The 25,413-nt window shown below is 44.9% G+C and carries 23 protein-coding genes; 17 read left to right on the top strand and 6 right to left on the bottom strand.

The genetic code is table 11. From position 1 onward, the window contains the following. Nucleotides 1–370: 370 nt before the first annotated feature. Nucleotides 371–1,258: a TraB/GumN family protein gene (locus ACHUFN_RS13650; RefSeq protein WP_394222971.1), complete on the bottom strand. Its 888-nt coding sequence runs from the start codon at nt 1,256–1,258 to the stop codon at nt 371–373. 315 nt (nt 1,259–1,573) lie between these two features. On the opposite strand from ACHUFN_RS13650, the gene ACHUFN_RS13645 reads away from it, so the two are divergent. From ACHUFN_RS13645 to ACHUFN_RS13580, 14 genes are all read left to right on the top strand, one after another. After that, nucleotides 1,574–2,539 carry an alpha/beta hydrolase gene (locus ACHUFN_RS13645; protein WP_394222970.1) on the top strand — a complete coding sequence of 322 codons (966 nt, stop codon included), beginning with the start codon at nt 1,574–1,576 and terminating at the stop codon, nt 2,537–2,539. A gap of 444 nt (nt 2,540–2,983) precedes the next feature. After that, on the top strand, nt 2,984–3,760 hold the full coding sequence (locus ACHUFN_RS13640) for a DUF3450 family protein (RefSeq protein ID WP_394222969.1): 777 nt from the start codon (nt 2,984–2,986) through the stop codon (nt 3,758–3,760). After that, entirely contained in the window at nt 3,757–5,151 is a 1,395-nt protein-coding gene (locus tag ACHUFN_RS13635) for a MotA/TolQ/ExbB proton channel family protein (protein ID WP_394222968.1), read from the top strand. The genes ACHUFN_RS13640 and ACHUFN_RS13635 overlap by 4 nt, the downstream gene beginning before the upstream one ends. Further along, nucleotides 5,151–5,555, top strand: a complete 405-nt coding sequence (locus ACHUFN_RS13630) for a MotA/TolQ/ExbB proton channel family protein (RefSeq protein ID WP_394222967.1) — start codon at nt 5,151–5,153, stop codon at nt 5,553–5,555. Before ACHUFN_RS13635 ends, ACHUFN_RS13630 begins: the two co-directional genes overlap by 1 nt. Nucleotides 5,556–5,558: 3 nt before the next feature. Further along, on the top strand, nt 5,559–5,966 hold the full coding sequence (locus tag ACHUFN_RS13625) for an ExbD/TolR family protein (RefSeq protein ID WP_394222966.1): 408 nt from the start codon (nt 5,559–5,561) through the stop codon (nt 5,964–5,966). An 18-nt stretch (nt 5,967–5,984) separates the two neighbouring features. Then, nucleotides 5,985–6,605, top strand: coding sequence for an energy transducer TonB (locus tag ACHUFN_RS13620; RefSeq protein ID WP_394222965.1), 621 nt, complete (start codon nt 5,985–5,987; stop codon nt 6,603–6,605). Nucleotides 6,606–6,664: 59 nt separating this feature from the next. Further along, nucleotides 6,665–8,038, top strand: a complete 1,374-nt coding sequence (locus ACHUFN_RS13615) for a tetratricopeptide repeat protein (RefSeq protein WP_394222964.1) — start codon at nt 6,665–6,667, stop codon at nt 8,036–8,038. 120 nt (nt 8,039–8,158) lie between these two features. Continuing rightward, the gene (locus ACHUFN_RS13610; RefSeq protein ID WP_394222963.1) at nt 8,159–8,857 is read left to right on the top strand and encodes a PepSY-associated TM helix domain-containing protein; all 699 of its coding nucleotides are present in this window, start codon (nt 8,159–8,161) and stop codon (nt 8,855–8,857) included. Between the two features lie 45 nt (nt 8,858–8,902). Next, nucleotides 8,903–9,433, top strand: coding sequence for a DUF2271 domain-containing protein (locus ACHUFN_RS13605; RefSeq protein WP_394222962.1), 531 nt, complete (start codon nt 8,903–8,905; stop codon nt 9,431–9,433). A 60-nt stretch (nt 9,434–9,493) separates the two neighbouring features. Beyond that, a complete protein-coding gene (locus tag ACHUFN_RS13600; protein ID WP_394222961.1) occupies nt 9,494–10,327 on the top strand; it encodes a DUF4198 domain-containing protein in 834 nt (277 codons plus the stop codon). Between the two features lie 100 nt (nt 10,328–10,427). Then, entirely contained in the window at nt 10,428–11,795 is a 1,368-nt protein-coding gene (locus tag ACHUFN_RS13595) for an NADPH cytochrome P450 oxidoreductase family protein (RefSeq protein ID WP_394222960.1), read from the top strand. A gap of 266 nt (nt 11,796–12,061) precedes the next feature. Next, a complete protein-coding gene (locus ACHUFN_RS13590; RefSeq protein WP_394222959.1) occupies nt 12,062–13,738 on the top strand; it encodes a carbon starvation CstA family protein in 1,677 nt (558 codons plus the stop codon). Between the two features lie 242 nt (nt 13,739–13,980). Then, nucleotides 13,981–15,162: an SO_0444 family Cu/Zn efflux transporter gene (locus ACHUFN_RS13585; protein ID WP_394222958.1), complete on the top strand. Its 1,182-nt coding sequence runs from the start codon at nt 13,981–13,983 to the stop codon at nt 15,160–15,162. 164 nt (nt 15,163–15,326) lie between these two features. Then, entirely contained in the window at nt 15,327–16,409 is a 1,083-nt protein-coding gene (locus ACHUFN_RS13580) for a CNNM domain-containing protein (RefSeq protein WP_394222956.1), read from the top strand. Between the two features lie 51 nt (nt 16,410–16,460). Here ACHUFN_RS13580 and ACHUFN_RS13575 read toward each other — a convergent pair whose 3' ends face one another. From ACHUFN_RS13575 to pdsR, 4 genes are all read right to left on the bottom strand, one after another. Next, nucleotides 16,461–17,690 carry an outer membrane beta-barrel protein gene (locus tag ACHUFN_RS13575; RefSeq protein ID WP_394222955.1) on the bottom strand — a complete coding sequence of 410 codons (1,230 nt, stop codon included), beginning with the start codon at nt 17,688–17,690 and terminating at the stop codon, nt 16,461–16,463. Next, complete coding sequence (locus tag ACHUFN_RS13570; RefSeq protein WP_394222954.1) at nt 17,690–18,406, bottom strand: methylamine utilization protein; 717 nt, start codon at nt 18,404–18,406, stop codon at nt 17,690–17,692. Before ACHUFN_RS13570 ends, ACHUFN_RS13575 begins: the two co-directional genes overlap by 1 nt. Nucleotides 18,407–18,535: 129 nt before the next feature. After that, complete coding sequence (pdsS, locus tag ACHUFN_RS13565; RefSeq protein ID WP_394222953.1) at nt 18,536–20,704, bottom strand: proteobacterial dedicated sortase system histidine kinase; 2,169 nt, start codon at nt 20,702–20,704, stop codon at nt 18,536–18,538. Nucleotides 20,705–20,773: 69 nt separating this feature from the next. Next, on the bottom strand, nt 20,774–21,463 hold the full coding sequence (gene pdsR, locus ACHUFN_RS13560) for a proteobacterial dedicated sortase system response regulator (RefSeq protein WP_394222952.1): 690 nt from the start codon (nt 21,461–21,463) through the stop codon (nt 20,774–20,776). Between the two features lie 722 nt (nt 21,464–22,185). Between pdsR and ACHUFN_RS13555 the strand changes: the two genes are divergently transcribed. The 3 genes from ACHUFN_RS13555 to trmB are packed head-to-tail and all read left to right on the top strand — an operon-like array spanning nt 22,186 to nt 24,627. Further along, complete coding sequence (locus tag ACHUFN_RS13555) at nt 22,186–23,118, top strand: ABC transporter ATP-binding protein (protein ID WP_394222951.1); 933 nt, start codon at nt 22,186–22,188, stop codon at nt 23,116–23,118. Between the two features lie 25 nt (nt 23,119–23,143). After that, nucleotides 23,144–23,959, top strand: coding sequence for an ABC transporter permease (locus ACHUFN_RS13550; protein ID WP_394222949.1), 816 nt, complete (start codon nt 23,144–23,146; stop codon nt 23,957–23,959). Next, a complete protein-coding gene (gene trmB, locus ACHUFN_RS13545) occupies nt 23,959–24,627 on the top strand; it encodes a tRNA (guanine(46)-N(7))-methyltransferase TrmB (RefSeq protein ID WP_394222948.1) in 669 nt (222 codons plus the stop codon). Before ACHUFN_RS13550 ends, trmB begins: the two co-directional genes overlap by 1 nt. 18 nt (nt 24,628–24,645) lie before the next feature. Here trmB and ACHUFN_RS13540 read toward each other — a convergent pair whose 3' ends face one another. After that, complete coding sequence (locus ACHUFN_RS13540; protein WP_394222947.1) at nt 24,646–25,377, bottom strand: EAL domain-containing protein; 732 nt, start codon at nt 25,375–25,377, stop codon at nt 24,646–24,648. Nucleotides 25,378–25,413 lie beyond the last annotated feature (36 nt).

Below are 25,413 nucleotides of genomic sequence, written 5' to 3'. Positions count from 1 at the left end.
CTAGACTAATCTAGACTTAGCAACACAAGCCAAAAAAGCGCACTTAGGTGCGCTTTTTTTATGCCTTTTGGAAAGGGAGTGAGTGTATGCCCTCCGAAACAAGCCGTAAAGTCATCCATGGCGGCATCAATCAGCGTCCCTGCTGCTGAGAATTTTTGATGGGGCTTCACTCCCTCCGCAATCGGCGTAGCAATAAGCTATGGGAGAGAGGAAAGGGACACGCCGTAAACCCATCCCAGCTTTCATATGAGAGCTCCTACACCGCATCCCTGCGGTACAGAGTTATATGGGGCATCTTCTCCTGTAATAGGCATAAAAAAAGCTAGGACTATGCCTAGCTTTGTTATTTGGGGCGGTAGCAACAAAGGGTCTACATTTGTTCGACTTGGTATCCTTTTGCTTCTAATAAGGCGATAACACTTTCATCGCCAACTAAGTGGCCAGCGCCAACTAACACAAACTCTTGATCGTCATCACCAAACATAGCTTCAATCTGAGGCAGCCAGTTTTGGTTTCGCTTGGTAAACACATCGTCATAAGAGCTAGGAGACTCACGTTTAAACGTTTCAACGACCAGTTCGTCAATTCTCTGTGAATTGCCTTCTCTCCATGCCTTTATTGTGCTTTTAAGCATGTCCTTGAGTTCAGGCAGCGTTTCCAAAGTTTCAATAATGAGGCGGTCTTCTTCTCCAGCGCCCATATTAGCCAACATATTAATTTGAAAATCCAATGATTCTAAATACTCGCTTCTTTTTCCATCACGCTCTGCGAGCTGCATGAAATAGGCATCCACGCCTTCGCCAGCCAACTGCGAACGTTGCGCCTCCATCGCCACTAACATAGATGCAACCATACCAGGCTTAAATCGGGCTAGTTGATCAGCACTTGCACCAAACTTACTCAAATAGGAATCCAATGCTTGATAGGTTTCTTCAGACACATCATCTTTGAGTGTTTTGCCCTCTGCGTATGCCAGCCCGGCCATCATTTTTTGTTGGCCTTCAACATCAGTTGCGTTTGGCATTTTTACTTCAAAAACTAGTGTATCGCTCATCTTATAAATTTGAGTGAACGTATCTGGCAGGGGAAATTCAGAAATAGGTAATATATGAATAGTGCCGCCGACATAGACGGCATCATCACCTTTAGATACCTTCCATATTGATGTTTGTTTTCGTTCTACATCACTTGCTATTGCTGAAGTTGATAAAGCCAAGCCCAGCGCCATAGCCATATTACGTAACGTTAGTTTTTTCACCGTGTATATCCTTATTGCCTGTTTGTTTTACCACGTCATTCACTACTGCATTGAATTAAAGTCACCGCTAGTTGCTCAGCCATTATCATTCATATTGCGATTACGACTCCTTTAGCATCCATCATAGCAGAAGAGTGGAATGGTAAAGACTGATCTTCCGGACGGATTTTATTGGCCTATTTAACCATATACATTAAATCTGTTTTTGAATAATCTGTTATTTCAAGAATACGGGTTAAACCGTTTTGAGTCTTTTAAATTCCAACTGCAACTCTTCAATGCTGATTAGGTGCACTAACAACACTCTGTAGATATATGTCGGAACACACTCCCTTAGAACCAGTTACCATTAGCCAAGCTTTCAAACGCGCAATAGAGAAGTTCCCTGTTGCCACCATTGAAGATGTGAAGTTGATGGTGCCAGAGAACAACGCAAAATGGCGAGAAGTGATTCATCAGAGAAATGCGCAGCAAAAAAAGAGAATTAAGAAAATGCGAAAGCAACTTAATGTGTCTGTTGAATTAATGGAGGTTGCTGGCGTTTCGGTAAGGAAGCTTACGCCAGAAGTGCTATGCCCTCGTTATGAAAATCACATTTATCTTGATATTCACGGCGGAGCCTATGTTTTCTTCGGTGGCTTGCCCAGTATCGAAGAAGGTTTACTCATTGCTTCGCGACTTGGTATTGTCGTGTACAGCATCGATTACTCTATGCCACCGAACTCGCCTGCACCAGCTGCAGTTAATGATATCGAAGCGGTTTATATGTCGTTTTCGCAGCAATTAGGTAGCCACCATATCTTCTTAGGAGGAACGTCAGCAGGTGCTGGATTGGCGGTAGCGCTCACTCAGCAACTTATAAATAATGGTATTAGCTTACCCGCCGCATTATATGCTGGCACACCTTGGGTTGATTTAACCTTTGCGGGTGACAGCCGGCGAGTGAATGAAGGCGCTGACCGAGTACTTGTAACATTTGACGGGCTGCTAGCCTCGGCGGCTAAGCTTTACGCTGGTTCAGCGTCATTGTCCGATCCTAATATTTCTCCAATAAATGGTGGCTTTTCTTTGTTTCCACCTACCTTTATTGTGGCCGGAACACGCGATTTGTTTTTAAGCGATGCGGTAAGGCTTAATCGTAAAATCCGCAGCTGCAAAGGTGATACTCAGCTAGAGGTTATAGAAGGTATGTCCCATGCTGAATACCTTATTGCCTATGAAACACCAGAATCTTATGCCGTTTATGATGAGCTTAATGCGTTTTTTAAGCGCTGGCTTTAGCAAAAACGAAAAGCATTTTAACGCGCCTCCAATATCTCTTTATTTTTGCAACGATACGTCGCTTCTATGCGCTTTGTTGTCACATCTATCAAATCTTAAAAGCAAGCTGGATAAAGCATTCAAAATCTCCCAATAACATTGCAAATGATAATCATTGCTATTAACATGTTAAGGGTTTTAAGCATAATGTGTCACTTCAGCACATTAAAAACTGCGTGCGAATAACAACACTTTTATTTGGCGAGAGCGTTAAACGTGAGGACACACGCGCCTTGTAAAGGTTTAATCATGAACAGAATACCTGTAATAAGTTGCACGTGAATTGCTACTTAGCGACTTAAATACTTGGTACGCAGAAATAGGATAAGAATTGTGTCGGCTCTGATATTGGTATCAGCTTGCCGGCAATCTCACTCAAACAGTAAAGAGGGTAAAGAGATTTAGATGATAGTTAAGCGACATTTAGCGTTATCTATTTTACTAGTGTTAATTACAGTGTTGTCGTGCAGTAATGTATTGGCCAAAACAAAAGCCAGCGATATCGATACTCTCACAGAAAAGTGGATTAACATTGAGCGCCAAACGCAAAAGCTCGAAAACGAGTGGCGCGAATCAGAACCAGCATTGCGTCAGCGCATTCAATTACTGAAAGCCGAGCGTACACAGCTTCAGAGTATGTTTGCCGAAAGTAAGGCTGCAGCCAACAGCGTTGAAAATCAGCGAGAAGCACTGCTTTCAAAACAAAGTGAGCTTGAAGCACAGCAAGGCGGGGTAAAGCGCAAATTAATGGGGGTAATAGGGCAAGTAGACAGCCTATACTCGTCTTTGCCCGAGATCATTCGCCAAACGTGGGACAAAGAGCACGCCGAGTTAGACGCTGACGCAGACACATCTAATAAGCTTCAGGTTACCCTTGCAAAACTATCATCCCTAGCCCAATTCAACAGTAAACTGCTGGTCAACGAAACGGTAATGCGGGCACCCGATGACCAAGACGTATTGGTTAAACAGTTCTTCGTGGGCAGCAGCTATGCGTGGTTCACTAACGCCGATGGGCAATATCAAGGTATTGGTCGCGTTCAAAACGGCGAGTGGCAGTGGCAATTTAATGAAAGCGTAAATAGCGAAGCGATAGCGCTTGCCATCTCTATTTTCGAGAAGAAACATGAGCCTGATTTTGTTTCATTACCACTTACGCTGGCTCAAGGAGAGAGCGAATGACATTCTTTCCTCACATTCGCTTTGCGCGTAATCCAATGTTGAAATCGTCTCTTACAGCAGTTTGTATTGTTCTTTGTGCAGCGGCTGTTTCCTTGCCTACAGTGGCTTCCCCTGAGGAAAGCATGCTCGCCAATATCAAGCAAGCGAAAAACCGCCTGGATCGCACAGAGCGCAGAATAAGCAAGGAGCGCGTAAAGCTGGCAAATGAACTGCGCGCTCTTGAGCAGCAGGTAATAAAACTGCGTAATGAAACCATAGTCGCGCGCCGTAAAATGGACGAAAGAACGCTTAGTCTCACTCAACTTGAAAATCGCCTTTCTAGTTGGAGCGAGCAACAAGCGTTTCAACAAAATCTGCTGAATCGTTTCTTGCTTCAAACTGGCGTAAACAGTGCGTCATTAAGCGAAATGACCTTGTCTGACAAACTGCAGAGAGTCGGTGAAAAAGCACAAGCGTTCGCCAATCAACAAACACCTAACTTCAGCGCAGGACAAGTAGTACTGCCCAATGGTGAAGTGACACACGCTAAGGTGCTTACCCTTGGTCCGGTGACATGGTACTTAGCGCAATCACAAAGTGTAGCGGGTACTGCAGAGCGTAAAAAGATGTCAGAGCATACAGAAGACTTGTTTACTTCTACGTCCACCTTTTCAGGCACAGATATCGAAAGTCTTAGCAATTTGGCGCGCAGCGGTAGCGGCAGTATTAAACTTGATCCTACGCTTGGTCGCGCCGCTACGCGTGAACAAGTCTCTGAGGGGGTAATCGAACATGTTGTGAAAGGTGGTGTGTGGGTGATTCCTATCGTGCTATTTGCCCTCATTGCTACTTTTATTGCGCTGTTTAAAGTTATTCAGCTATGGCGCTTACCAAAGGTGAAGCAAGTTGCGTCAGGCAAAGCCTTGGTGAATATGGTGGGAAGTTCAGGTATTGGCTTCTTTGATGGCATGCAGCGCGAGTTGTATGACATTACCAAGCGAGCAAGCACGCCCACTGAGCGCGACGACGAACTCTTTTCTGCGCTCCAGCGGCACAAATTTAAGCTAGAAAAATACAATGGCACCATTGCTGTAACTGCTGCCGTAGCACCTTTGCTAGGTCTTCTAGGTACGGTAAGCGGCATGATTGAAACCTTTAGAATGATGACGGCATTTGGCTCGAGCGACCCAGAAGTGATTTCGGGGGGCATTGCAAAAGCCCTAGTAACTACAGAGCTAGGCTTGGTGGTTGCCATACCGGCATTAATTCTTAATGCCGTGCTTTCCCGTAAAGCGCGACACTACTACGACGAGCTCGAAAGCTTTGCACTTGTACTTAGCAATGACGAGCCAGACGTAGCCAATAGAGCTGATTACAAGGGTGACGGTCAACAGCAAGCGAGCGCAAGCTAATGATTGAACAGCTAGCGGGGAATGCACTGTGCTGGTTAATGCTTTTGGTGGCATGGTTTGCCTATCAGCAAACCTTTGTGCTGTTTACGTCACGTAACGACATTGCCCAAAGCCGTGATAACGAAAAACGATATGACGGTGAGAAAGCGCTAACAAAACGTGAAATGGTGCCAGCAGTGCTAATCAATGCTCTGCCTTTAATGGGCCTATTAGGCACAATATCAGGCTTACAAGTGAGCTTCACATCAATGATGTCATTTGGTGTCGATAGCCAAGTTGTTACTGGCGGCATTGCCGATGCACTTTTTACCACCCAGCTTGGCCTAACGTTGGCTATTCCAGGTTGGCTATTGTTGATGTTTGTTAACGGTGCGGTGAAGCGTGCTGTAGCAAGGGAGGCTTAAAGCATGGCGAGTCGGTTACAGCGACGCCTTGAAAATCAGCAGGCGCAAGGCATTGATATGTCACCGCTTCTCGATGTGGTTTTTATCCTTTTGATTTTCTTTATTGTTTCAACCGTGTTTGTGAAAGAAACCGGGGTAGAGGTAGATAAACCACAAGCGATATCGGCACAAAAGCTCGACCAAATGGCCATTATGCTGGCCATTACCCGCACTGGCGAAGTGGTGTATGACAGTGCCAATATTGGCGTGAGTGGCGTGCGCTCCACCGTGGAACAATTGTTGATGAAAGATAAGCGCCCAGTGGTGATTCAGGTAGATAAAGCTGTTCGCTCTGAATTACTGGTAAGCGTAATAGATGAAGCCAAACTGGCGGGTGCTGATTCGGTCAATATCGCCACCTTGAAGCCATAGCGAACGAGGCAAAATTCAATGAGATACAACCTTCAGTCTTTTCTTCTTAGTGGTGCGGTGCTCGTAAGTGCAGTGGGTGTCATGTGGTTAGGACACGCTATGTTTAGTTTACAGCCCGACATCATGGTGGTGCGCAAAATAGACATTGCGGTCACGCCTCCACCACCGCCGCCCCCTAAAACACACGCTGCAGTACAAGAAACCGAGCTTGTAATGCAGGTAGAAGGCAGTGGTGCCGCCATGACTATGGCTGATTTAAGCGTTGAGCCAGATATTCATGTACCTAAGCCCGACATGCCCAATGTTCAAGCTGCTCAAACCCAATGGGATATGCCTGATATTGAATTAAATGCCTTTGGGCTAAGTGAACTGGATTCAAAGCCAACCTTACTTACGCCAGTTAAAATCCGCTTTCCAAAACGACTCAAGAAACAAGGAATTAAGCAAGTAATGGTAAAGCTAGATGTTGTTATCGATGAAGGTGGCAACGTTGAGCTGATGGATATTGTTGAAAATCCTCACCACGAATTGAACAAAGAAATAGTGCGCTTTGTGAAGGCCAGCAAGTTTACTTCGCCGTTCAAGGAAGATGAAGCTGTGAAAGCGCGTTTTATCTGGCCTGTTTTTATAGAAGCCTAATTTGGCAAAGCAAAGTAAAGCGAAATAAAAATAGAAGCTAAGAGATATAGAGGTTAAATGTGACAAGGTTTAAGAAGATTACAGCCGTGACTCTTTTCGGCTTTATAGCGAGTTCTCTGGCTTTCGTTACGTCGGTAGACGCCAAAATAACGGTAGAATTGGAAGAGCCAGATTGGCAGTTTGTTTTGCGTCAGCACCATAAAGACGGTCACCACGAGCGAATATCTCGTGAAGAGGGGGAGTTTGTTAAACAAATTCAGGGTGACTTACAAGCGGGTAACTTTTCACGTGTCGCCAGTGCATTTGAGGCGCAGGATGTGTCGCGGTTTAGCCCCCGCTTACGTGAGCTCTATGGCCAAGTACTACTGAATGAAAAAAACTATGCGCTTGCCGAACAAGTACTGCTAGGCGTCATCAAAGCTATACCTAACCTTCCATCGGCACACCGAAGTTTGAGCATGGTGTATTTAATGACAGATAAATTAGCCAAAGCACGCATTCACTTAACAAAAAGCGTTGAGCTAGGTATTCAAGACGCCCAGCTTTTTGGGCAGCTCGCCTACGCCAATTTACAGCTAGGTAAACCAGTCACGGCCTTAAGTGCTTATCAAAACGCGCTCATGCTGGAGCCTAACAGCAAGCAGTGGTCTCAGGGGTTATTGTTCGCGCTTATTGAAAGTAATGCACTTGCGCAGGCCGAAAGCTTGTTAGGCGAAATGCTAATTGATGATGAAAATAACCCGCAGCTTTGGCTTCAACGCGGGCAAATTGCGTTAAAGCAAGGCAACATGGTTAAAGCACTGGCTAGCTTGGAAACCGCGCTTTCTTTGGGCGACAGCTCATTGTCGAACTTGATTTCAGTGGCTAAGTTACACGTTTCTGACGGCAGCGCAAAACGTGCTGCCGACATACTGGCGAAACATGCGAAAACCTTCACATTAAACAAAGAAGGCTTTGACGCTTTTTCCCAAATCGCGACTTATCTAGCAGCTAATGAACAGTGGTCTGACTTAAGTAAACTCATACAAGCTGCCGAAAGTAATGTTAACAATTTCACAACCTCTCAAGTCGCTACGCTAAATGTCCTAAAAGCACAGCTGGCTATAAGTAAGGGGCAGAATAAAACCGCGATTTCACTATTAACTAAAGCTATTGATGAAGCGCCTGACCATGGGGAAGCACTTTTGCAACTCGCTTCTCTTTATCGCAAACAGAACAATATAGAACGCGCGAAAATGACTTATTTAAGGGCTGAAGCACTCACCCATGTTAAGCAACAGGCGATGCTTGGGCGAGCGCAAATTGCCATCGATCAGCGTCAATATCAGCACGCACTTTCTCTTTTAAGACAAGTATATAAATCGTACCCCTCTCGTTCTGATTTACTCAGTAACATTCAACCTCTAGAAAACTTGGTGAAAAATGCTATCTAAAAAGTAATTGATTTAAGCGTCTACTCCTTATTTTAGCACAGTAAATCATGCTTTATGATGATGGATATTTAGGCTTGTAATTGAAGCAATGCTTAAAGGTTATTTCGTTAAAAAAGTAAAATGATAATAAATCTCATTTGCATTGAAAATATTGAAAATACCTGTATTATCAAGCCCGTTAACATTGACGATAAATACAAAGAAATATTTCAGGAAGTTATGAGTTTTTCGTTAGGCGGTATTCGCCAGTGGCATTGGATTAGTGGCGCAGTCTGCCTTGTTGGAATGCTGTTATTTGCTGTGACAGGCATAACGCTTAATCACGCAGCAGATATTCCAGCCAGCAGAACGGTGACATCGGCAGAGGCAAATCTACCACAATCGGTAGCAGGGCAATTGGATTCTTTAGAGAACGGTGAGGTTCAAATTCCAAGCGAATTGGTTGCTTTTATGCTTACAGATGAAGGGGTTATGGTACCTTCGTCGGTAACTGGCGAGTGGGATGGTGTTGAGTTTTATGCAGCGTGGCCAGGACCAGGTTCAGACAGCTGGATTGCAGTAGATATTGAACTGGGCACTGTGACATTTGAACATGTCGATAGAGGGTGGATCTCTTATTTCAACGACTTGCATAAAGGGCGTAACACTGGCAATGCATGGCGCTGGTTTATCGATATCTTTGCTATAGCCTGCATTATTTTTAGTGTGACTGGGCTACAGCTTTTAATTCGCCATTCAAATTCACGTGCGTCTACATGGCCTATTACCATGCTTGGCTTACTTATCCCTTTTGTCATTATTTTACTGTTTGTGCACTAGCAATATGCCCGTGCAAACGCACACATAATTTAAAGGAGTGTTTATATGAAAATGCCTAAAGGCGTAGTCATCGCATCGGCTTTATTGGGCCTGACATTTGTCTCTGGCGTTATTCACGCGGCAAGCCAAGCCAAACTTGAGGTAACCCTTCCTCAACTTGATGTGGCTGAATATCACAAGCCTTATCTTGCAGTGTGGATTGAAGACAGCAAACGCAATGCTACTCAAGTGGCAGTATGGTACGACGTTGAAATGCGAGAGGGTAAAGGAAAAGAGTGGCTCAAAGACTTACGTCAATGGTGGCGTCGAGGTGGTCGCAGCCTCGATATGCCTTACGACGGTCTAACTAGCGCAACAAAAGGCCCTGGTGACTACAGTATTGACGCTCAACTGAATGAAGCGCTAGCAGCGTTGTCTGCGGGTGAATATACACTACGCGTGGAAGCATCGCGCGAAGTAGGTGGGCGAGAAGTACTGTCACTGCCTTTTACATTGCCACTATCTTCTATGACCTTACCAGCAGAAGTGAAAGGAAACTCAGAGCTGGAACGCGTTGTACTGCGTTTTGAAGACTAATCTGCTGAGGCGCTAATTCAAAAAACGGCGCGTTAAGTAGAGACCTTAAAAGAGAACATTATGAAAAAATTATCAGTAAAAGCTACGGCAGTAGCGCTAGCAGCAACACTCGCTGTTTCGTTTTCAGCCAGCGCGCACCGTGCGTGGTTACTTCCAAGTTCAACGGTACTTTCTGGTGAGGAAGCTTACGTCACATTTGATGCAGCCATTTCAAACACCATTTTCCATCCAGATCACTTTGCAATGAATACCAGCAACTTAGTGGTTACATCACCGGAAGGTGAAGCGGTTGAAGTAGAAAATATGGCACGCGGCAAGTATCGCACCACTTTCGACTTAAAGCTCAACCAAGAAGGTACTTATAAACTGACATCAGCAAGTAGCGGTATTCGCGCATATTGGCGTGACGAAGAAGGCAAGCGAAAAATGTGGCCTGGCCGAGGCGAAACGTACAAGCCAGAAGCGTTTGCAACGGCGGTTCCCAAAAAAGCCGTCGATCTTCGCGTAATGCAAAGGTCTCGTCGCGTCGAAACGTTTGTCACGTTAGGTGCACCTTCAACAAAGGTATTTACGCCTGACAACGTGGGGCTAGAACTTGTGCCTGTGACTCACCCCAACGACCTATTCGCAACCGAGACTGCCACATTTGAGCTATTAATTGACGGTGAGCCAGCGGTTGGCGCTGACGTGGAAGTGGTACGCGGTGGAATGCGTTATAGAAACGACCAAGAAACGATTAAAGTGACGTCAGACAACAATGGCCAAATTGAGATTACCTGGCCGCAAGCAGGCATGTACTTTGTAGAAATTGATTATGAAGACGATAAAGCGGAAAAGCCTGCAACTACGCGTAACGGCAGTTATTCAGGAACGTTTGAAGTACTTCCGCTGTAGTAATGCGAAGTGATTGCTTTGTAAGTGGCTGTTTTTCTTTTTAGTTCAAAGAACAACAGCCTTTAGCTATTCAAAAACCACAGTACAAAAGACAAGCACCATGACAGAAACACACCGCCTACTTATAGCAATCGTAAGTATTGGCCTATATACGCTATGGGTAGCGGTGTTATTTTTTAAAAATAAAAAGCGTAACAAGCATTCGGTCACTGGCGAAGAAACGCTTATTGTATATGCAAGTCAAACGGGGACGGCGGAAAAAATTGCTCGCGCTAAAGCGGCTGCGCTCTCGTCGCAAGAACCTACGTCTGTTTTGTCTATGGCTTCATTAAAGCTCAAAACCCTCAGTGATGTTTCTAAGGTTATTTTTATTGTAAGTACCTATGGTGAAGGTGAGCCACCTGATGCAGGGCGAACGTTCAACAAAGCGCTTGAAAAAGCGTCATCAAATCATTCTGACTATTTATCACACTTGTCGTTTGAAGTGGTTGGGCTAGGCGACAAGCAATACGCTGCGTTTTGCCAATTTGCGATTACGCTGTTTGATGGCATTAGTGCACTGGGAGCTCGTGCACTTTCACCGCTTACCACCCTCGATTCAGGGCAAGGTGAACACTTATCGTTGCTACATTCTTTACCCGACAGTGAACTGCTTTCTACCCGCTCTTTCACCTTAAAAACACGTGTGCAATTAAATGAAGCAAGTCCATCAAGCCAATCGGCGTCACCGGGTCTTTATGGTTTGTCTTTAAGCCCAAGCAGCGTGGTAAGTGTTAAAGGCGAATCTGAGCAATGGGAAGCTGGCGATGTATTGGAAATACTTGTTCCTGATGCTTCTAAGTCTCTTGAGCCGTCTAATTCAACTACAATAAGCCGAAGTTACACCATTGCATCGGTCCCTCAAGAGCATGACATAAAGCTAGTTGTCAGGCAGGTGGTGAAAAACGATGGACAACTTGGAGTGGGTTCAGGCTTGCTTACCCAATCGTTGCCGCTGCAGCAAACTGTGCGGGGATATATTCGCAAAAATACCAGTGCAATCATCACCAATACACAATGCCCGTTAATTTTGATAGCTGCTGGTAGCGGTATTGCTGGGGTGCGCGCGCAGCTTGCAAAACGTGCGTTACTTGAAAACGCGAGCCCCGTGTGGATTTTCTTTGGAGAGCGTGAGCCCATACACGATGAAGTGCTAGATAAAACGTTATCGCCTTTCCAACACAGCAATTGTATTTATAAGAAGTCGGTGATTTTCTCTAGACAAGCAGGTGGTGGCTACGTTCAGCAGCGTCTAATTGAACAGCGAGAAGACGTTAAAGCATTTCTAGAGGACCACGGGCAAGTGTATGTTTGTGGTCAATTTGAGGGAATGGGCCAGGGCGTTGACCATGCCTTACAGATGATACTTGGCGAGCAAGGGTATATTGCACTCACAACAAATGACAGGTATCACCGCGACCTTTACTAAAAATATAACTTCACTCCAATTGCTTACAAATTCGGTCTTTCCTTAAGGCTAAATATTAGCCTTTGGGTTAGACTTTAGTCTTATGAGTTAAGCCCTTGCCTTGTTGCGTGTTTAAATATGCGCAACAGTGGGTTTGACATACCTTAAATAGATGCTTTTCTTATTCAGGTATGACCTTTCTTCACCGCTAACTGGTGTAGTGTTTGAACTGAAAATAAGAAAATCAAAGAGCTATTGCTTTTTGATATAACAAATAGGACGACAGTATGCAGTCTATTGCCATTGTAATAATGGGCATCATTGGAATGTTGCTCGGTTGGTTCGTGTATTCAAAGTTTATTGCGAGCCGTATATTCAAGTTGGATGATAGTTTTGTAACACCTGCCCACTCAATGCAAGATGGGGTTGATTTTGTCCCCACCAACAAAGTGGTATTGTGGGGCCATCACTTCACATCTGTTGCCGGTGCGGCGCCTATTGTTGGGCCGGCCATTGCGGTTTACTGGGGTTGGGTGCCAGCCGTTTTGTGGGTTGTCTTCGGCACGATTTTATTTGCCGGAGTGCACGACATGGGAGCGCTTTGGGCGAGTGCTCGTCACAAAGGTAAGTCAATGGGCGCACTGTCTGAGACTGTCATCGGCAAACGGTCTCGCTCACTGTTTATGATAGTCATCTTCCTCGTGTTGTTAATGGTGAATGCCGTTTTTGGTGTGGTTATTGCCAACTCATTTGTTTCTCAACCCAATGCCGTATTCCCCGCATGGACCGCCATAGCCGTAGCCTTGGTAATTGGGCAACTTCTTAAGCGCAATTTCAGCCTAATTCCTTTGTGCATCGTGGGAATTATCGTTTTATACGCTTCTGTGTACGCAGGCAGTTACATTCCACTTAGCTTACCTGAAACTATGTTTGGTTTGGCAGACAAAGCTAACTGGATCATTATCTTGTTTATTTATGCGGCTATCGCATCGCTGTTGCCAGTTTGGATGCTATTACAGCCTCGTGACTTCATAAACGGTATGCAGCTATTAGTTGGGTTGTTCTTACTGTATGGCGCGGTGTTTTTCGCAATGCCAGATATCACAGCGCCAGCGTTTAACACGCAAACAGCCATAGACTCACCCAGCTTAATTCCGCTATTGTTCGTCACTATCGCCTGCGGTGCCGTATCTGGTTTCCACGGTATCGTATCTTCAGGTACCAGTTCTAAACAGCTTGATAAAGAAACCGATGCACGATTTGTTGGCTACTTAGGTGCAGTCGGTGAAGGTTCGCTTGCTCTTATTACCATTGTTGCGGTTAGCGGTGTGGCGTTCGCCGCCTCTCCAGAAGAATGGCATGAAGTATATAGTCACTTAGGCGCAGGTAGCGTAGGTGCCTTTATCACAGGTGGTGCAAACCTCATTCAGCAGGGGTGGGGTCTGCCGGTAGATTTTTCCTCAACAATACTCGCTGTCATGGTTGTACTATTTGCAGGAACTACCATGGATTCAGGCGTGCGCCTACAACGCTATATTATTCAAGAATGGGGCGATATCTATTCAATTGACGCATTGAAAAATGGCGTAGTTGCAACCCTAGTAGCTGTAGGTTGCTGTTTATTGCTGGCTTTCGGTGCGGGTGGCTCGTCAGGTAGCGGCGGTATGATTATCTGGCCTCTCTTTGGTTCTACCAACCAAATTTTAGCTAGCTTAACGCTTCTGGTTATTTCGGTCATGCTTATCAAACTTGGTCGACCTGCAAAATATACGCTTATTCCAATGGTATTCGTACTGTTTATGGCGTTCTTTGCAGGGCTTATCAAGCTTCAAGAATATTATGTTGAAGGAAACTACCTACTCGTATTCTTAGATGCCGTAGTACTTGTGGTATCGGTGCTTGTTATGCTTGAAGCCTTTTCAGTGGTATCAAAGCTTAAAAAAGAGCAACTTAGTAGCGAGTAATCAGCAACAGGTTTTTCATGGTTGACCTCGTGGTTTAAAGTCACACTATCGAGACAGTCAACATTCGGCCAGTGCATTTGCACTGGCCATTTTTCTTTCCTTACAAATCAGTTATTGCCGATTTTCTGTATAGTCGGTTATCTGTTACTATAAACGGCGTTTTAAACCACTGTTAAATTTGCTCTACACTGGTTACTTATTACTAAATTAACCTAGATTGGCAAAATATCCCGCGAGGCTTTGTGTCAGATATTATTTTACTTGGACAGAACTTCTTAGCGCTATTTGTAGAATCTGCGCCTTGGCTGCTTTTAGGTTTGTTGGTAGCAGGAATAATGCATGAATTGGTGCCTGTATCATTTCTTGAAAAGCACATGGGAAGCTCATCGGTTGGCTCAATAAGTAAAGCTGCAATCATTGGCGCACCCTTGCCACTCTGTTCTTGTGGCGTAATTCCTGCGGCTTTGGGCTTACGTCGCAGTGGCGCATCAAAATCTTCTACTGTATCGTTTTTAGTGTCTACCCCCGAAACAGGTGTAGATAGCGTGTCGGTTTCCTATGCTTTACTTGGCCCTCTTTACGCCATAGTTAGACCAATTGCGGCTGTCACAAGTGCTATTTATGCTGGCTTAATGGTACGTTTTTTCGCAGAAACCGAATCGATAGCTGCTCAAGAAAAACAGCAAGAATCTGACCATGTATCTTCCTGCTGCGCTTCGAAAGCTAAGCCTGAGCCTGCCCCTGTAACGTCGTGTTGCGACAGTGAAGAAGCACATAGTCACGGAACACACAGTCACGGAACACACAGTCACAAAAAAAACAGTACTACAACGTTGATAAAGAAAACCTCAAACGTGTTCTCTTATGCTAGCGGTAAGCTGCTAGAAGATATTGTAATGTGGCTGTTAATCGGTTTGGCGCTTGCCGCGGCAATAAAAACCTGGGTACCTACCGATTTTTTAACCCAGTGGGGTGACGGTATCGTTGCCATGCTGGTAATGGCCCTTATTGGAATACCAATGTACATATGTGCAACCGCATCTACCCCATTGGCAGTAGGTTTTCTTGCTGCTGGCTTATCGCCGGGGGCGGTGTTGGTTTTTCTAATGGCAGGTCCGGCAACCAATGTTTCTACAATGGGTATGATTAAGCAAGAAATGGGGGTTCGAACCCTCGCCCTTTATTTGTTCAGTGTAATCTCTGCGAGTTTGTGTTTTGGCTACGCACTAAACTATTTAGTATCGTCACTATCGTTAGAAACGATGATAAAAGCACAAGGTCACATGCACGAACATGGTGCTGGTGCGCAGGTTGTTTATATAATGTGCGCTGTGTTGTTAGCAGGCTTAATGCTTAGGCTGGGTGTTAAAAAAATACAGCACTACCGTCAAAATCAACAGCAACACTCGGCGTGCTGCGGATAGCCGCTACATCGCATCATCATCAACTTTGCGCAAGCGCTCAAATCTTATGAACAGAGCGCTTGTATATCCAGCTCTATTAACCATAATAGTCGCTCAACTTATTAAAATTATAATGCGTTTTAGTTTTAAAGGCTTAACCTTACAAGGACGCTTGGAATAACTACATGCTTTTACTTATTGTGTACGTCTTCATCGCACTGGGCTTTTCTTTTGTGTGCTCTATTGCGGAAGCTGTAATTCTGAGTGTTTCCTCTGCCTATATTTCTGTATTGGAAAAAGAAGGCAAACCAAGTGGCACTTTGCTCCGCAAGCAAACCGACAATATCAACACGCCGTTATCGGCTATTCTGACTTTAAATACTATTGCCCATACCATGGGGGCAGCAGGCGCTGGCGCACAAGCGGCGGCAGTATTTGGTGATGCCTATTTAGGGGTAATTTCGGCCGTACTTACATTACTTATCTTGGTCTTTTCTGAAATTATTCCTAAAACACTGGGGGCCACTTACTGGCGAGCACTCGCACCAATTACCGCTTATTTTCTTAAGTATCTCTCTATCGTGCTTTTGCCGTTTGTCAAAATGTCTGCACTGCTAACCAAGGGCTTTAAAGAAGACAGCCCGTTGCGGGGTTTAAGTCGCAGCGAGTTGCATGCTATGGCAGAGTTATCAGGTCAAGAAGGCCAATTGGCGAACCATGAAGCTGCGTTTTTACAAAGCCTGTTAAGTTTGCATGAACTTAAAGTGAAAGATGCAATTACGCACCGCACGGCGCTGTTTAAAGTGTCTGAGTCGATGACAGTAGAAGGCTTCTTTCACAAACACGCAAATATAGAATTCTCGCGAATTCCCGTATTCGAAGATAGCGATTCAGAGAATATTACTGGCTTTGTTATGCGCTCAGATCTCTTAGTTGCGCAAGCCAGAGGCAACACAGACAAACCATTATCTGAATATGCAAAAGATATGGTTACCGTGCTTAACACGATGCCGTTGTCTGTCACCTTCGAGCACTTTATTAATAAGCACGTTCATATGTTGCTGGTGGTGGATGAGTACGGAGGACTGGAAGGTGTACTCACTCTTGAAGACTTGCTTGAGCGCTTACTAGGCGTAGATATTGTGGATGAAAAAGACACCACGGTGAGTATGCGACGCCTGGCTAAAATGATGATGAAGCGCAAAGAGCAAATGATGATCAAAAATGTGCCTGATGCGTCGCTTGAGAAATCGCCTAAAAAGTCTTAATAAGTGTTTGGGGCGACGCAGCTAAGCTAAGTAGCCCCTAAGCTGTGGCAGTTAAAAGGTTACCGTTAAAGCTAGTTGTAATTGTTGCTCGGTGTAATCATCACCGTCTTGAAAAAACTGTAAGTTTTCCTGATGGCCTGTATTTACCTGCCACTCAGCTGTAACTGCAAGCTGTCTATTTAAATCGTACCGAGCGCTCACAGTGAGGGCGCTTCCTCGGCTTCCATTCGGGTCATTTATTGTATTGTCGTTATCAGTTACTTGATACCAGTCTGCTCGCATAGCAACAGTAATGTGGTCCCAATTTAGCGAAGACAAATTATAAGCGGCGGCAATATAAGCACTCGCAAAATCATTGTCTACAACGTGCTCACCCATAAGCGTGTCACCTACAAGTATTTGAGTAAACAGGGTTAAATCAGGCCGGGGCATGTATCTTAAGGTTAACGAGTGAAACTGAGTGTGCCACGCATAAATACGGTCTGAGTCCAGAATATTCGGGTCAGCATTGTTATCGTAAAAGTAATAGCGTAGTTCTGCTCGTCGCTTGTAAGCCAAGTGGGCGCCCGCATAGTATCCGAATCGCCCATCTATTTCTCTAAATGGGTCGGTCCAAGCTGGCGCATTCAACCCTTCTTCACTGACAACGCCAGGGATGGGAAGGAAATTTACCCGGTCGTTGTATACCGACTGTCTGTCATGCAGTGCAAACCCTCGCCATGAGAGCAAAGTGCCGGTTGTGTCGTTGCCCTTAAAAACGCTTCCTAGAATTTTCCACGACCAGTTGCTTCGAACTTGCCTTCCGTTTTGCCTAATGCTGACTTCTATACCGCCGGTTCGCAATTCTTCTCCTACCCAACTGTTGATGGCAGAGTTACTTAAAAAGTGCGGCGATAGCCAACCTATATCTGTGTTTTCGGCAGAAAGCGCGGGAAAGAAAGCGCCTACTTTTACTTCGGGCTTAATGGTTGATGCAATGAAAGGACGATATTTCAGGTAAAGCTCAGACACCCCCACTTTTTGTTCGCCGTCAGTATAACCATTAACAACCCCAATCGCTGACCAATTATTGTTAAGCATTACGTCGGTGGCTAATATGGCTTGTGCCAGATGTACACCGTTTCCGTCAAACCTTTGGTGGCTTTGACCCATTTGTTGGAAGCTTTGTGAATTGTCTTTATTTACAGCGCTTGCTCTTACAAGTATGTGAGTATCGGCATGTACTAAAGATGCCCCAAAAACTAAAAGTAAAGCAAAACAAACAGCGAGAGTACTACGCATTAATAGTCGCCAAAACCTTCATCAAAATCATCGCTACTAAGCACTGAGTCTATTTTAAATTCGTATTTTTCTGCTGCAGTTACATTCAAAGAGGCGGAATCAAAAAGCCGTAGTTCAGGTAGCTGGGGATGCCACGTCATAATGTCATATTCACCGACAGGGAGTGTAATATCAAGAATGCCTTCTTCGTTTGTCTTTCCATAAAATGGGCTGTCTGAAACAACAATATAGCCCAGCATCCAGTCGTGAATATTGCAGCCAATATCCACAATGCCTGCTTGCTCAAAGCGAAGTGGATCGGCAGTGAATTCCTTATAAAGCTTTAGCTCGAATTGCTTCGTGGGGGAAAAAGAATAAACGTGATGAAAAAGGTTATCTGCGTTAGGAAATGAAATATCAGTACCTGAACGCACAACAAGCACATGTGGAGCAAACTGTTTATCAATTTGATTCATAATAGCCGGTTTTTCAGGTCTTGTTGGCGGTGTTTCTAGAGGGAGCAAGGGCGTAAGAGTAAGCACCACATCTTTCACTGGTATTCCATTTGCTTCAGTGACCTGCACAGAAATACTCGTCATTTTTTGACCGATAGTATCTTGTGCGACAGCTAGCGAAGCGAAGAAGGTCGCCATAACTGACACTGCGGTTAAAAGGGATGTAAAAGGCGAGAAAACAGATGTCGGGAAGTTGCTCAAAAGGTTGATCTTTTGTGTCATTTTAATTTTTTCTTATTGTAGTTCGTTCACTAAGAACAAGAAAGGCAATGCGCGTTTTGTTTTAATTTGCATCGCTTCGGCATTCATATCAATTAAATATAGACCGCGATTGAGAATTTTTTTATTCATTTACATTAGAGGAAAGCGCACAGTGACAATTACGCCTGAGTTATCTTTGCGATTCGCCAAGGAAAGTTGACCTTTGTGAAAGGTAACAATGATATTGGCAATGTAAAGTCCTAAGCCCAAGTGAGGAGAAGACGCATTTTGTACGTCGTTTTCCCGTCTTACCGACACCATTGATTGCAATAGTTGAGACTTCATCCCTTCGGGTAAAAGTGCGCCGGCGTTACTTACTGTTAATTCGGCTAGCTTGTCTTTGACGGTAATACTCACTTGTATTTCGCTGTCTTTTTCGCTGAAGTCGACAGCGTTAGCGATGATCTTATCGAACATTTGTGCAATCAACTCAGGTGAGCCCAAGATACGAGCAGCGTCTTCGTTACTTGAAAGGGTAAAGCGTCGATTACTGTAAGCGTGTTCGTACCCAGCAATACAACCAGAGATAACGTTAACCAAGTTGAATGGTTCTAAATCTTCTTGTTGAATGGCTTGCTCTAATCGTGTTGCTTCGCTCATGCTATTTAAAATAGTGCTCAGGCGGCTTACACCCGATTGCGCTCTTTCCACAAAAACTGCTTGTTGAGAGGCGTCATCAACGTGGGTAAGCATATCAAGGGACGACTTAACTACGGCAATGGGGGTTCTGAGTTCGTGAGATAAACGAGATGCCATATTCTCTAAATAAGAATTGTATTGCTGCAATCGCGAAAGAACATCGGCGAAAGAGCGAGATAAATCACCAATTTCATCGCGTTGATTAGACACTGGTAGCGATCCAATGATTTTGCCATTGTCATCAATAACGGCTTCTGTGTTGTCACGAAGCGAGCGAATGCGATTAGAAATACGCGTCGCGAATAACAACAGGCCCAAGGTGCCGATAGTCATCACTGCTAAAATAACGTGAAACAGCTGTTCTAAAGCACGGTTTCTTAATGTACGAATGCCATTGGTGGTTTGCTCAACAATTACCGCGCCCATTACCGTGCCCTCAATAAAAATAGGGTAGGCGGCGGATAGTACGATGGCTTTATTGTCTGGTGATAGTCGCCATAGGGAATCGGGCTGGCCGTTAAGCGCCGTGCCCAAATCCTGACCTACAAGGGCATAGGTGTCGTCTAATTCGTCAATAAAGTCAGCGGGTGGCCTAGTAAGAATAAGATAATAAAGCGGGAGTAACCACTCACTTTCAATCCATTCCCATAGCGGGTTTGATGACGCTTCTTTTTCTTCAACTTCAATTCCCGTAGCCGATTGAATATCGCCCGCTCTCGCTAAAACTCGCTTGTGTTTATCTACCACCCAAACGCGGGAATCAGCATATTTTAAACCTGCCAAAATGCGTTCGATTTCAGGCGATGGCGTAATAACGGTGCCAAGTTCTGAAAGCTCTTTCGTGTTTGCTGTGCCTAAAGCGTACTGCTTTAAACGGCGTTTTTTATCGTCAATATCAACAATGGAGAAGGCTAAGCCGCCTGTTGTCATAGACAGAGGAAAGCGTAGCTCCACGTTAAAGCCCATGGCGGTTTCCTGCCATCGACCTTGAATTGATAGCGCGTTCTCCACTGCCCGCGTTGACGAGGTATTTTCTGATAACTTATAGGCGTTCACCCAGCCGCTTTCGTAAGGTGCAACCACATATCTTGCAAGCTCGCCTTGGGGTGTTTCCATTCCAATAAGCAGGTGATCACCGGTTTCTACACTCAAGCTGTTGGGCTGCCGCCACATCAAAGTATCATCAGTTACTTCAAACATCGCATATAAAAATTGACCGTAGCGTCCTACCATATGCTTAAACGACAGGCTGGTAGGTTTATCATCATAGTCGTTGTAATACTCGATGATTTCATCGCTGCCATATTCACTCATTAACTCACTGACTTGTTGCCAGTCGTTAAGCTCGCCATCAAGACGAATAGGCGAAGGAATTGGAGGGGCGTAAAGGTCAGTGCCGGGGCGTACATCTTGTAGGTAGGCTGATTGACTATCGAATAATGCGGGGCGCTCGTGCAGTGCCGTGGCTACGGCACGTGCGGTGCCAATCATGGTCTGCTCTTGGCCATTTCGCAGATATTGTTCAAGCTCCCACACATAGTTATACCCAAGATAGGGAATTGTGAAAAGAAACAACGACAGCACCATAAGCTGCAGGCGAATAGAAAAGCGAAATCCCATGGCGTCGTTATGTTACCTCTTGATGCAAAGTTTACAGTGCGTTGTTTTAGGTCTATAGAGTGCAAGCAACTACAGTTGCCAGCGGTATCCCATGCCATACACCGTATCGATATGGTCGAAGTTAGGATCAAGCTGAACAAACTTTTTGCGCATACGCTTAATGTGAGAAGTGATCGTAGTATCGTCTACTACCATTCTAGACTCATCCATAAGCTGCTGGCGGCTTTTTACATGACCGGGACGTTTAATGAGTGCATGCAGCATCCAAAACTCGGTGACAGTAAGTAAAACGGGCTGATTCTGCCAACTAACCGTCATGCGTGATACGTCTACTTTTAAATCGCCCACTTTTAGCTCGTCTTTTTGCTCTGAAGGCGCGGCCAGTAAATCGGTACGCCTAAACAACGCGGCAATGCGCGCCAGCAAATGCGCCATACTGATATCTTTCGTAAGATAATCGTCAGCGCCCATTCTAAGGCCACTAATGGTGTCTACATCGTTATCGCGGGCAGTAAAAAAGATGATAGGAAGGGTTTGTGATAGCCCTCTTAATTGCTGGCACAGCATGAAGCCACCTTCTATTTCATCCTTTAAGCCAATATCAATAATTGCTAAGTCGGGCAGGGTGTGGTTGAAAGCCTCGGCCGCAGACGGCCTGTCTTCATAGGCGTTTACGCTATAACCTTGCGCTTTCAGCGCGATAATGTAGTTTTCGCGAATGGCTGCGTCATCTTCCACTAATGCAATTGTCTTTGGCATTCTTTAACTCGCAAATATAAAACGGATAGAGCGCACACTATACCTGTGAAATGTTGCTTTTGCTTAAGTTCGACATAAAATCCACAAGCCTGCCTCATTTGTGCCATATTTGAGCGGCGCGCATAGCATATTTCAGTGGCACATCACCTTACAAACGCTACTTTCAAGCGGCATTGTGCACCTTTATCAACAAAGGACAGCAGGTAGCCGAAACCATCATAATATTTCCATAATTCATGGCTTTTTTCGCCATGTATTCAGGGTTAAATACAAAAGGTCGGTTGGTCTTCGGTTTGCATAGAAGTTTGTGATAAAGATTAACGACATTTGCTTTGAAATAAGCGACGTAGAAGAGGTAAGGCTGAACTTTTACGTAAAAAACTACCCTTTGCGCTGTGTGCTCCCCCAACAGTACACAGCGCTTTTTTAGCAATTTTCATATTCTATATTACCCACTTGCCTTTAGAGCTCCAAAACAGTTCATTTCACCAGCAGGGTTGAAAATGGTAATTTTGTTAGCACTTACTTAAGCACGGTCTATTTTTTACTTACATAGTTTTCTTTAACAGGCCGCAGCAAGGCAAAGCCTTAAACTGTTTTAAGCAACCACTAAACGCGAGTGTATTCATTTAATAGCATGAACTAGGTTACACTTTGCAGGCTAAGGCGTTTCAAATCTCGCTTTAGTTAATTCGTCGTCACACTCTCAATACAGGCAAATCATGAAAGCGTTGGACATTCAAGGGTTAACCAAAACCTATAAAGGTGGCGTACAGGCGCTAAAAGGCGTTGAACTCACCGTGCAAGAGGGAGACTTCTTCGCATTACTTGGCCCAAATGGGGCGGGGAAATCTACTACAATTGGTATTATTAGCTCACTGGTTAATCAAACCAGCGGCAGTGTTTCTGTGTTTGGTTACAATTTAACAACGCAGAAAGAGCAAGCCAAAGCCTGTATCGGATTAGTGCCGCAAGAGTTCAACTTCAACCAGTTTGAAACTGTACTGCAAATTGTACTTAATCAAGCGGGATACTATGGTGTGCCGCGAAGTGTAGCCAAAGAACGTGCGAAAAAGTATTTGGCAAAGCTCGATTTGTGGGAAAAACGCGACGCGCGCGCCCGCGAGTTGTCTGGCGGTATGAAGCGACGACTTATGATTGCCCGCGCATTAATGCATGAACCTAAATTGCTTATTCTTGACGAACCTACGGCCGGTGTCGATATTGAAATTCGCCGTTCAATGTGGGGCTTTTTAGAAGAGATAAACCGTCAAGGCATCACCATCATACTCACAACACACTATCTTGAAGAAGCAGAAATGCTGTGTCGCAATATCGCTATTATTAATAAAGGCACCATTGTGGAAAACACAAGTATGAAGGCTTTGTTGTCGAAGCTTAGCCTAGAAACCTTTGTGTTGGATATCAAAATACCTGAAAGCGCGTCAGAGAATAACAACTTATTGCGTGGCTTTGAGCATCGTTTAATTGATGACCATACCCTTGAAGTTGACGTTGAAAAAACCGAAGGCCTGAACCCGGTTTTCACGCAGTTAAGTGAGCAAGGTATTCAGGTTATGAGCATGCGCAACAAATCAAATCGCCTAGAAGAATTGTTTGTGCGTTTAGTTGAATCAGCGAAGCAAGCCGGCTAAACCCACATCAGGTGAAAATGCAAAAATGAAAACTGAAAGCACGCAAATGAACACAGAAGAAAACGTAGGTTGGGTAAAGCAAAACTATGTGGCGCTTACCACTATTTGGATAAAAGAATGCACGCGCTTTTTGCGCATATGGGTACAAACTCTGGTGCCACCAGCCATTACAATGAGCTTGTACTTCGTGATATTTGGTAGTCTTATTGGTAACCGGATAGGTGAAATGGGCGGTTTTACCTACATGGAATTTATTGTGCCTGGCCTTATCATGATGTCAGTGATCACAAACTCTTATGCCAATGTCTCGTCGTCATTTTTCAGCGCCAAGTTTCAGCGCAATATTGAGGAGCTGTTGGTTTCGCCTGTGCCTACCTCAGTAATTATTCTTGGGTATGTGGGCGGCGGTGTGGCCCGTGCCATTCTGATAGGCATTATTGTTACCTTGGTGTCGCTGTTTTTTGTTGATGTTCAAATTCATCACCTAGGCATTATCGCGCTCACGCTACTATTAACTTCGACCCTATTTGCCACGGCAGGTTTGATTAATGCCGTATTCGCAAAAACCTTTGACGATATCAGCGTAGTGCCAACGTTCGTTTTAACGCCGCTAACGTATTTAGGTGGTGTGTTTTACTCTCTTTCTTTATTGCCTGAGTTTTGGCAATGGGTAAGTAAAGCAAATCCAGTTGTGTATATGGTTAACGGGTTCCGCTACGGGTTCTTGGGCGTGTCTGATGTTAATGTCACCTTGTCGTTAAGCTTGCTCGTAGGCTTCAATGCCTTGCTGTTTAGCGTGGCTTATTACTTACTCAAAACTGGCAAAGGTATTCGCAGTTAATGGCAAGCGGAAACTCAAGAGAAATCACCACTTCGCAGGTGGGTATTCACGATAAGTTAGACGACTTGGTGAAAAAGTACCAAGTGAGTGAAAACAAACGCCCTATCATTGACCACACACAGGCTGCTTTTGACGAGGTTTCAGCGTGGCTAGAAGGCTTTGACGGTGACGTTATTTTAGACTCGTGCTGCGGCGTGGGCGAAAGTACGACTAACATTGCCAAAGCCAATCCGAATGCCCGTGTGATTGGCATAGATAAATCGGCACTGCGTGTTGATAAACACGAACATTACAGCGCGAAGCAGGATAATTACCGAGTGATCCGCGCCGACGTTAATGACTTTTGGCGCTTAGTAAAACTGTCGAATTGGCGTGTTACTCAACACTTTCTACTTTATCCTAACCCGTATCCCAAAAAGACGCAGGTGCAAAAGCGCTGGCATGGTAGTGCGGCAATGGTCGACTTAATGGCCATTACCCCGAATGTCGAGGTGCGCAGCAACTGGCTCATTTACTTGATGGAGTTCGCGCAGGCCGCCAGCCATTACGGTCTTATTTCAGACTTAGCTGAAGTGACGGGCGACGACCACATGACACCTTTTGAAAGGAAGTACCGAGGTAGTGGCCAATCTTGCTGGCAGCTTAAATGTCGTAGTGAAGAGAGCTAACGCAAAGCGCTAACCCTTTCAATGACGGGCAGTCGCGCTTCTCACATTCGCCATAGGTGGGCTAAACACATAGCCCTGCGCATAGCGGATCGGGAGGCGCTTAACGCTCTCTAAATGGGTCTCGTCCTCAACGTGCTCAGCAATAGTGCTTACGCCATGCCGTTCGCAAAGAGACAACAAATAATCCACATACTCTCGCACGGCTTCTTGTTGGTCGTAGTGCTTTATTAAACCGCCTGCTAGCTTTATGCCTCTGACGGGTAAATTCATTAGTGCACGTATATTTCCTGGGCATGAACCTACGTTGTCAATAAATACCCCAAGGCCTACATGCATACTTTTCTCGATAAATGAAGTCAGGCTCTTAGGGTTAGATAACGCGGTTGACGCGCTCACTTCAATACTCACGCGTTCAGGCGAAGGGTAACTAGCTAAATGTGTTATGAGGGTGTTGGTCAGCTCTTCGTTGTGCAAGTCTTTTGCGGTGATATTGATATTCCAAGGAATATTTACGTCATGGAAGTAGCTGGCACATTGCACAAACATACTTGCCGCAAGTGTGTTAACGTGCTGCTCTCGTTCAATCAGATACAAAAATTCGCTAGGGAGAAAGGTTTTATCACCTTGTGTGATAAGTCTAGCTAGGCATTCATAGCGCCACACACCTTGGCTTTGTAAGTCCACAATAGGTTGGAAATAAGGAACGATATCATCGATTGAAAAATCCTCGGAAATTTCACGAATGGGCATAAACAGACCCCCTTGCATTGGAGCAGTACCTTATTG

This window comes from Alteromonas gracilis, assembly GCF_043642145.1.
GTDB classification, from domain to species: Bacteria; Pseudomonadota; Gammaproteobacteria; order Enterobacterales; family Alteromonadaceae; genus Alteromonas; species Alteromonas gracilis_B.
This window is presented reverse-complemented; position numbering and strand designations above follow the sequence as displayed.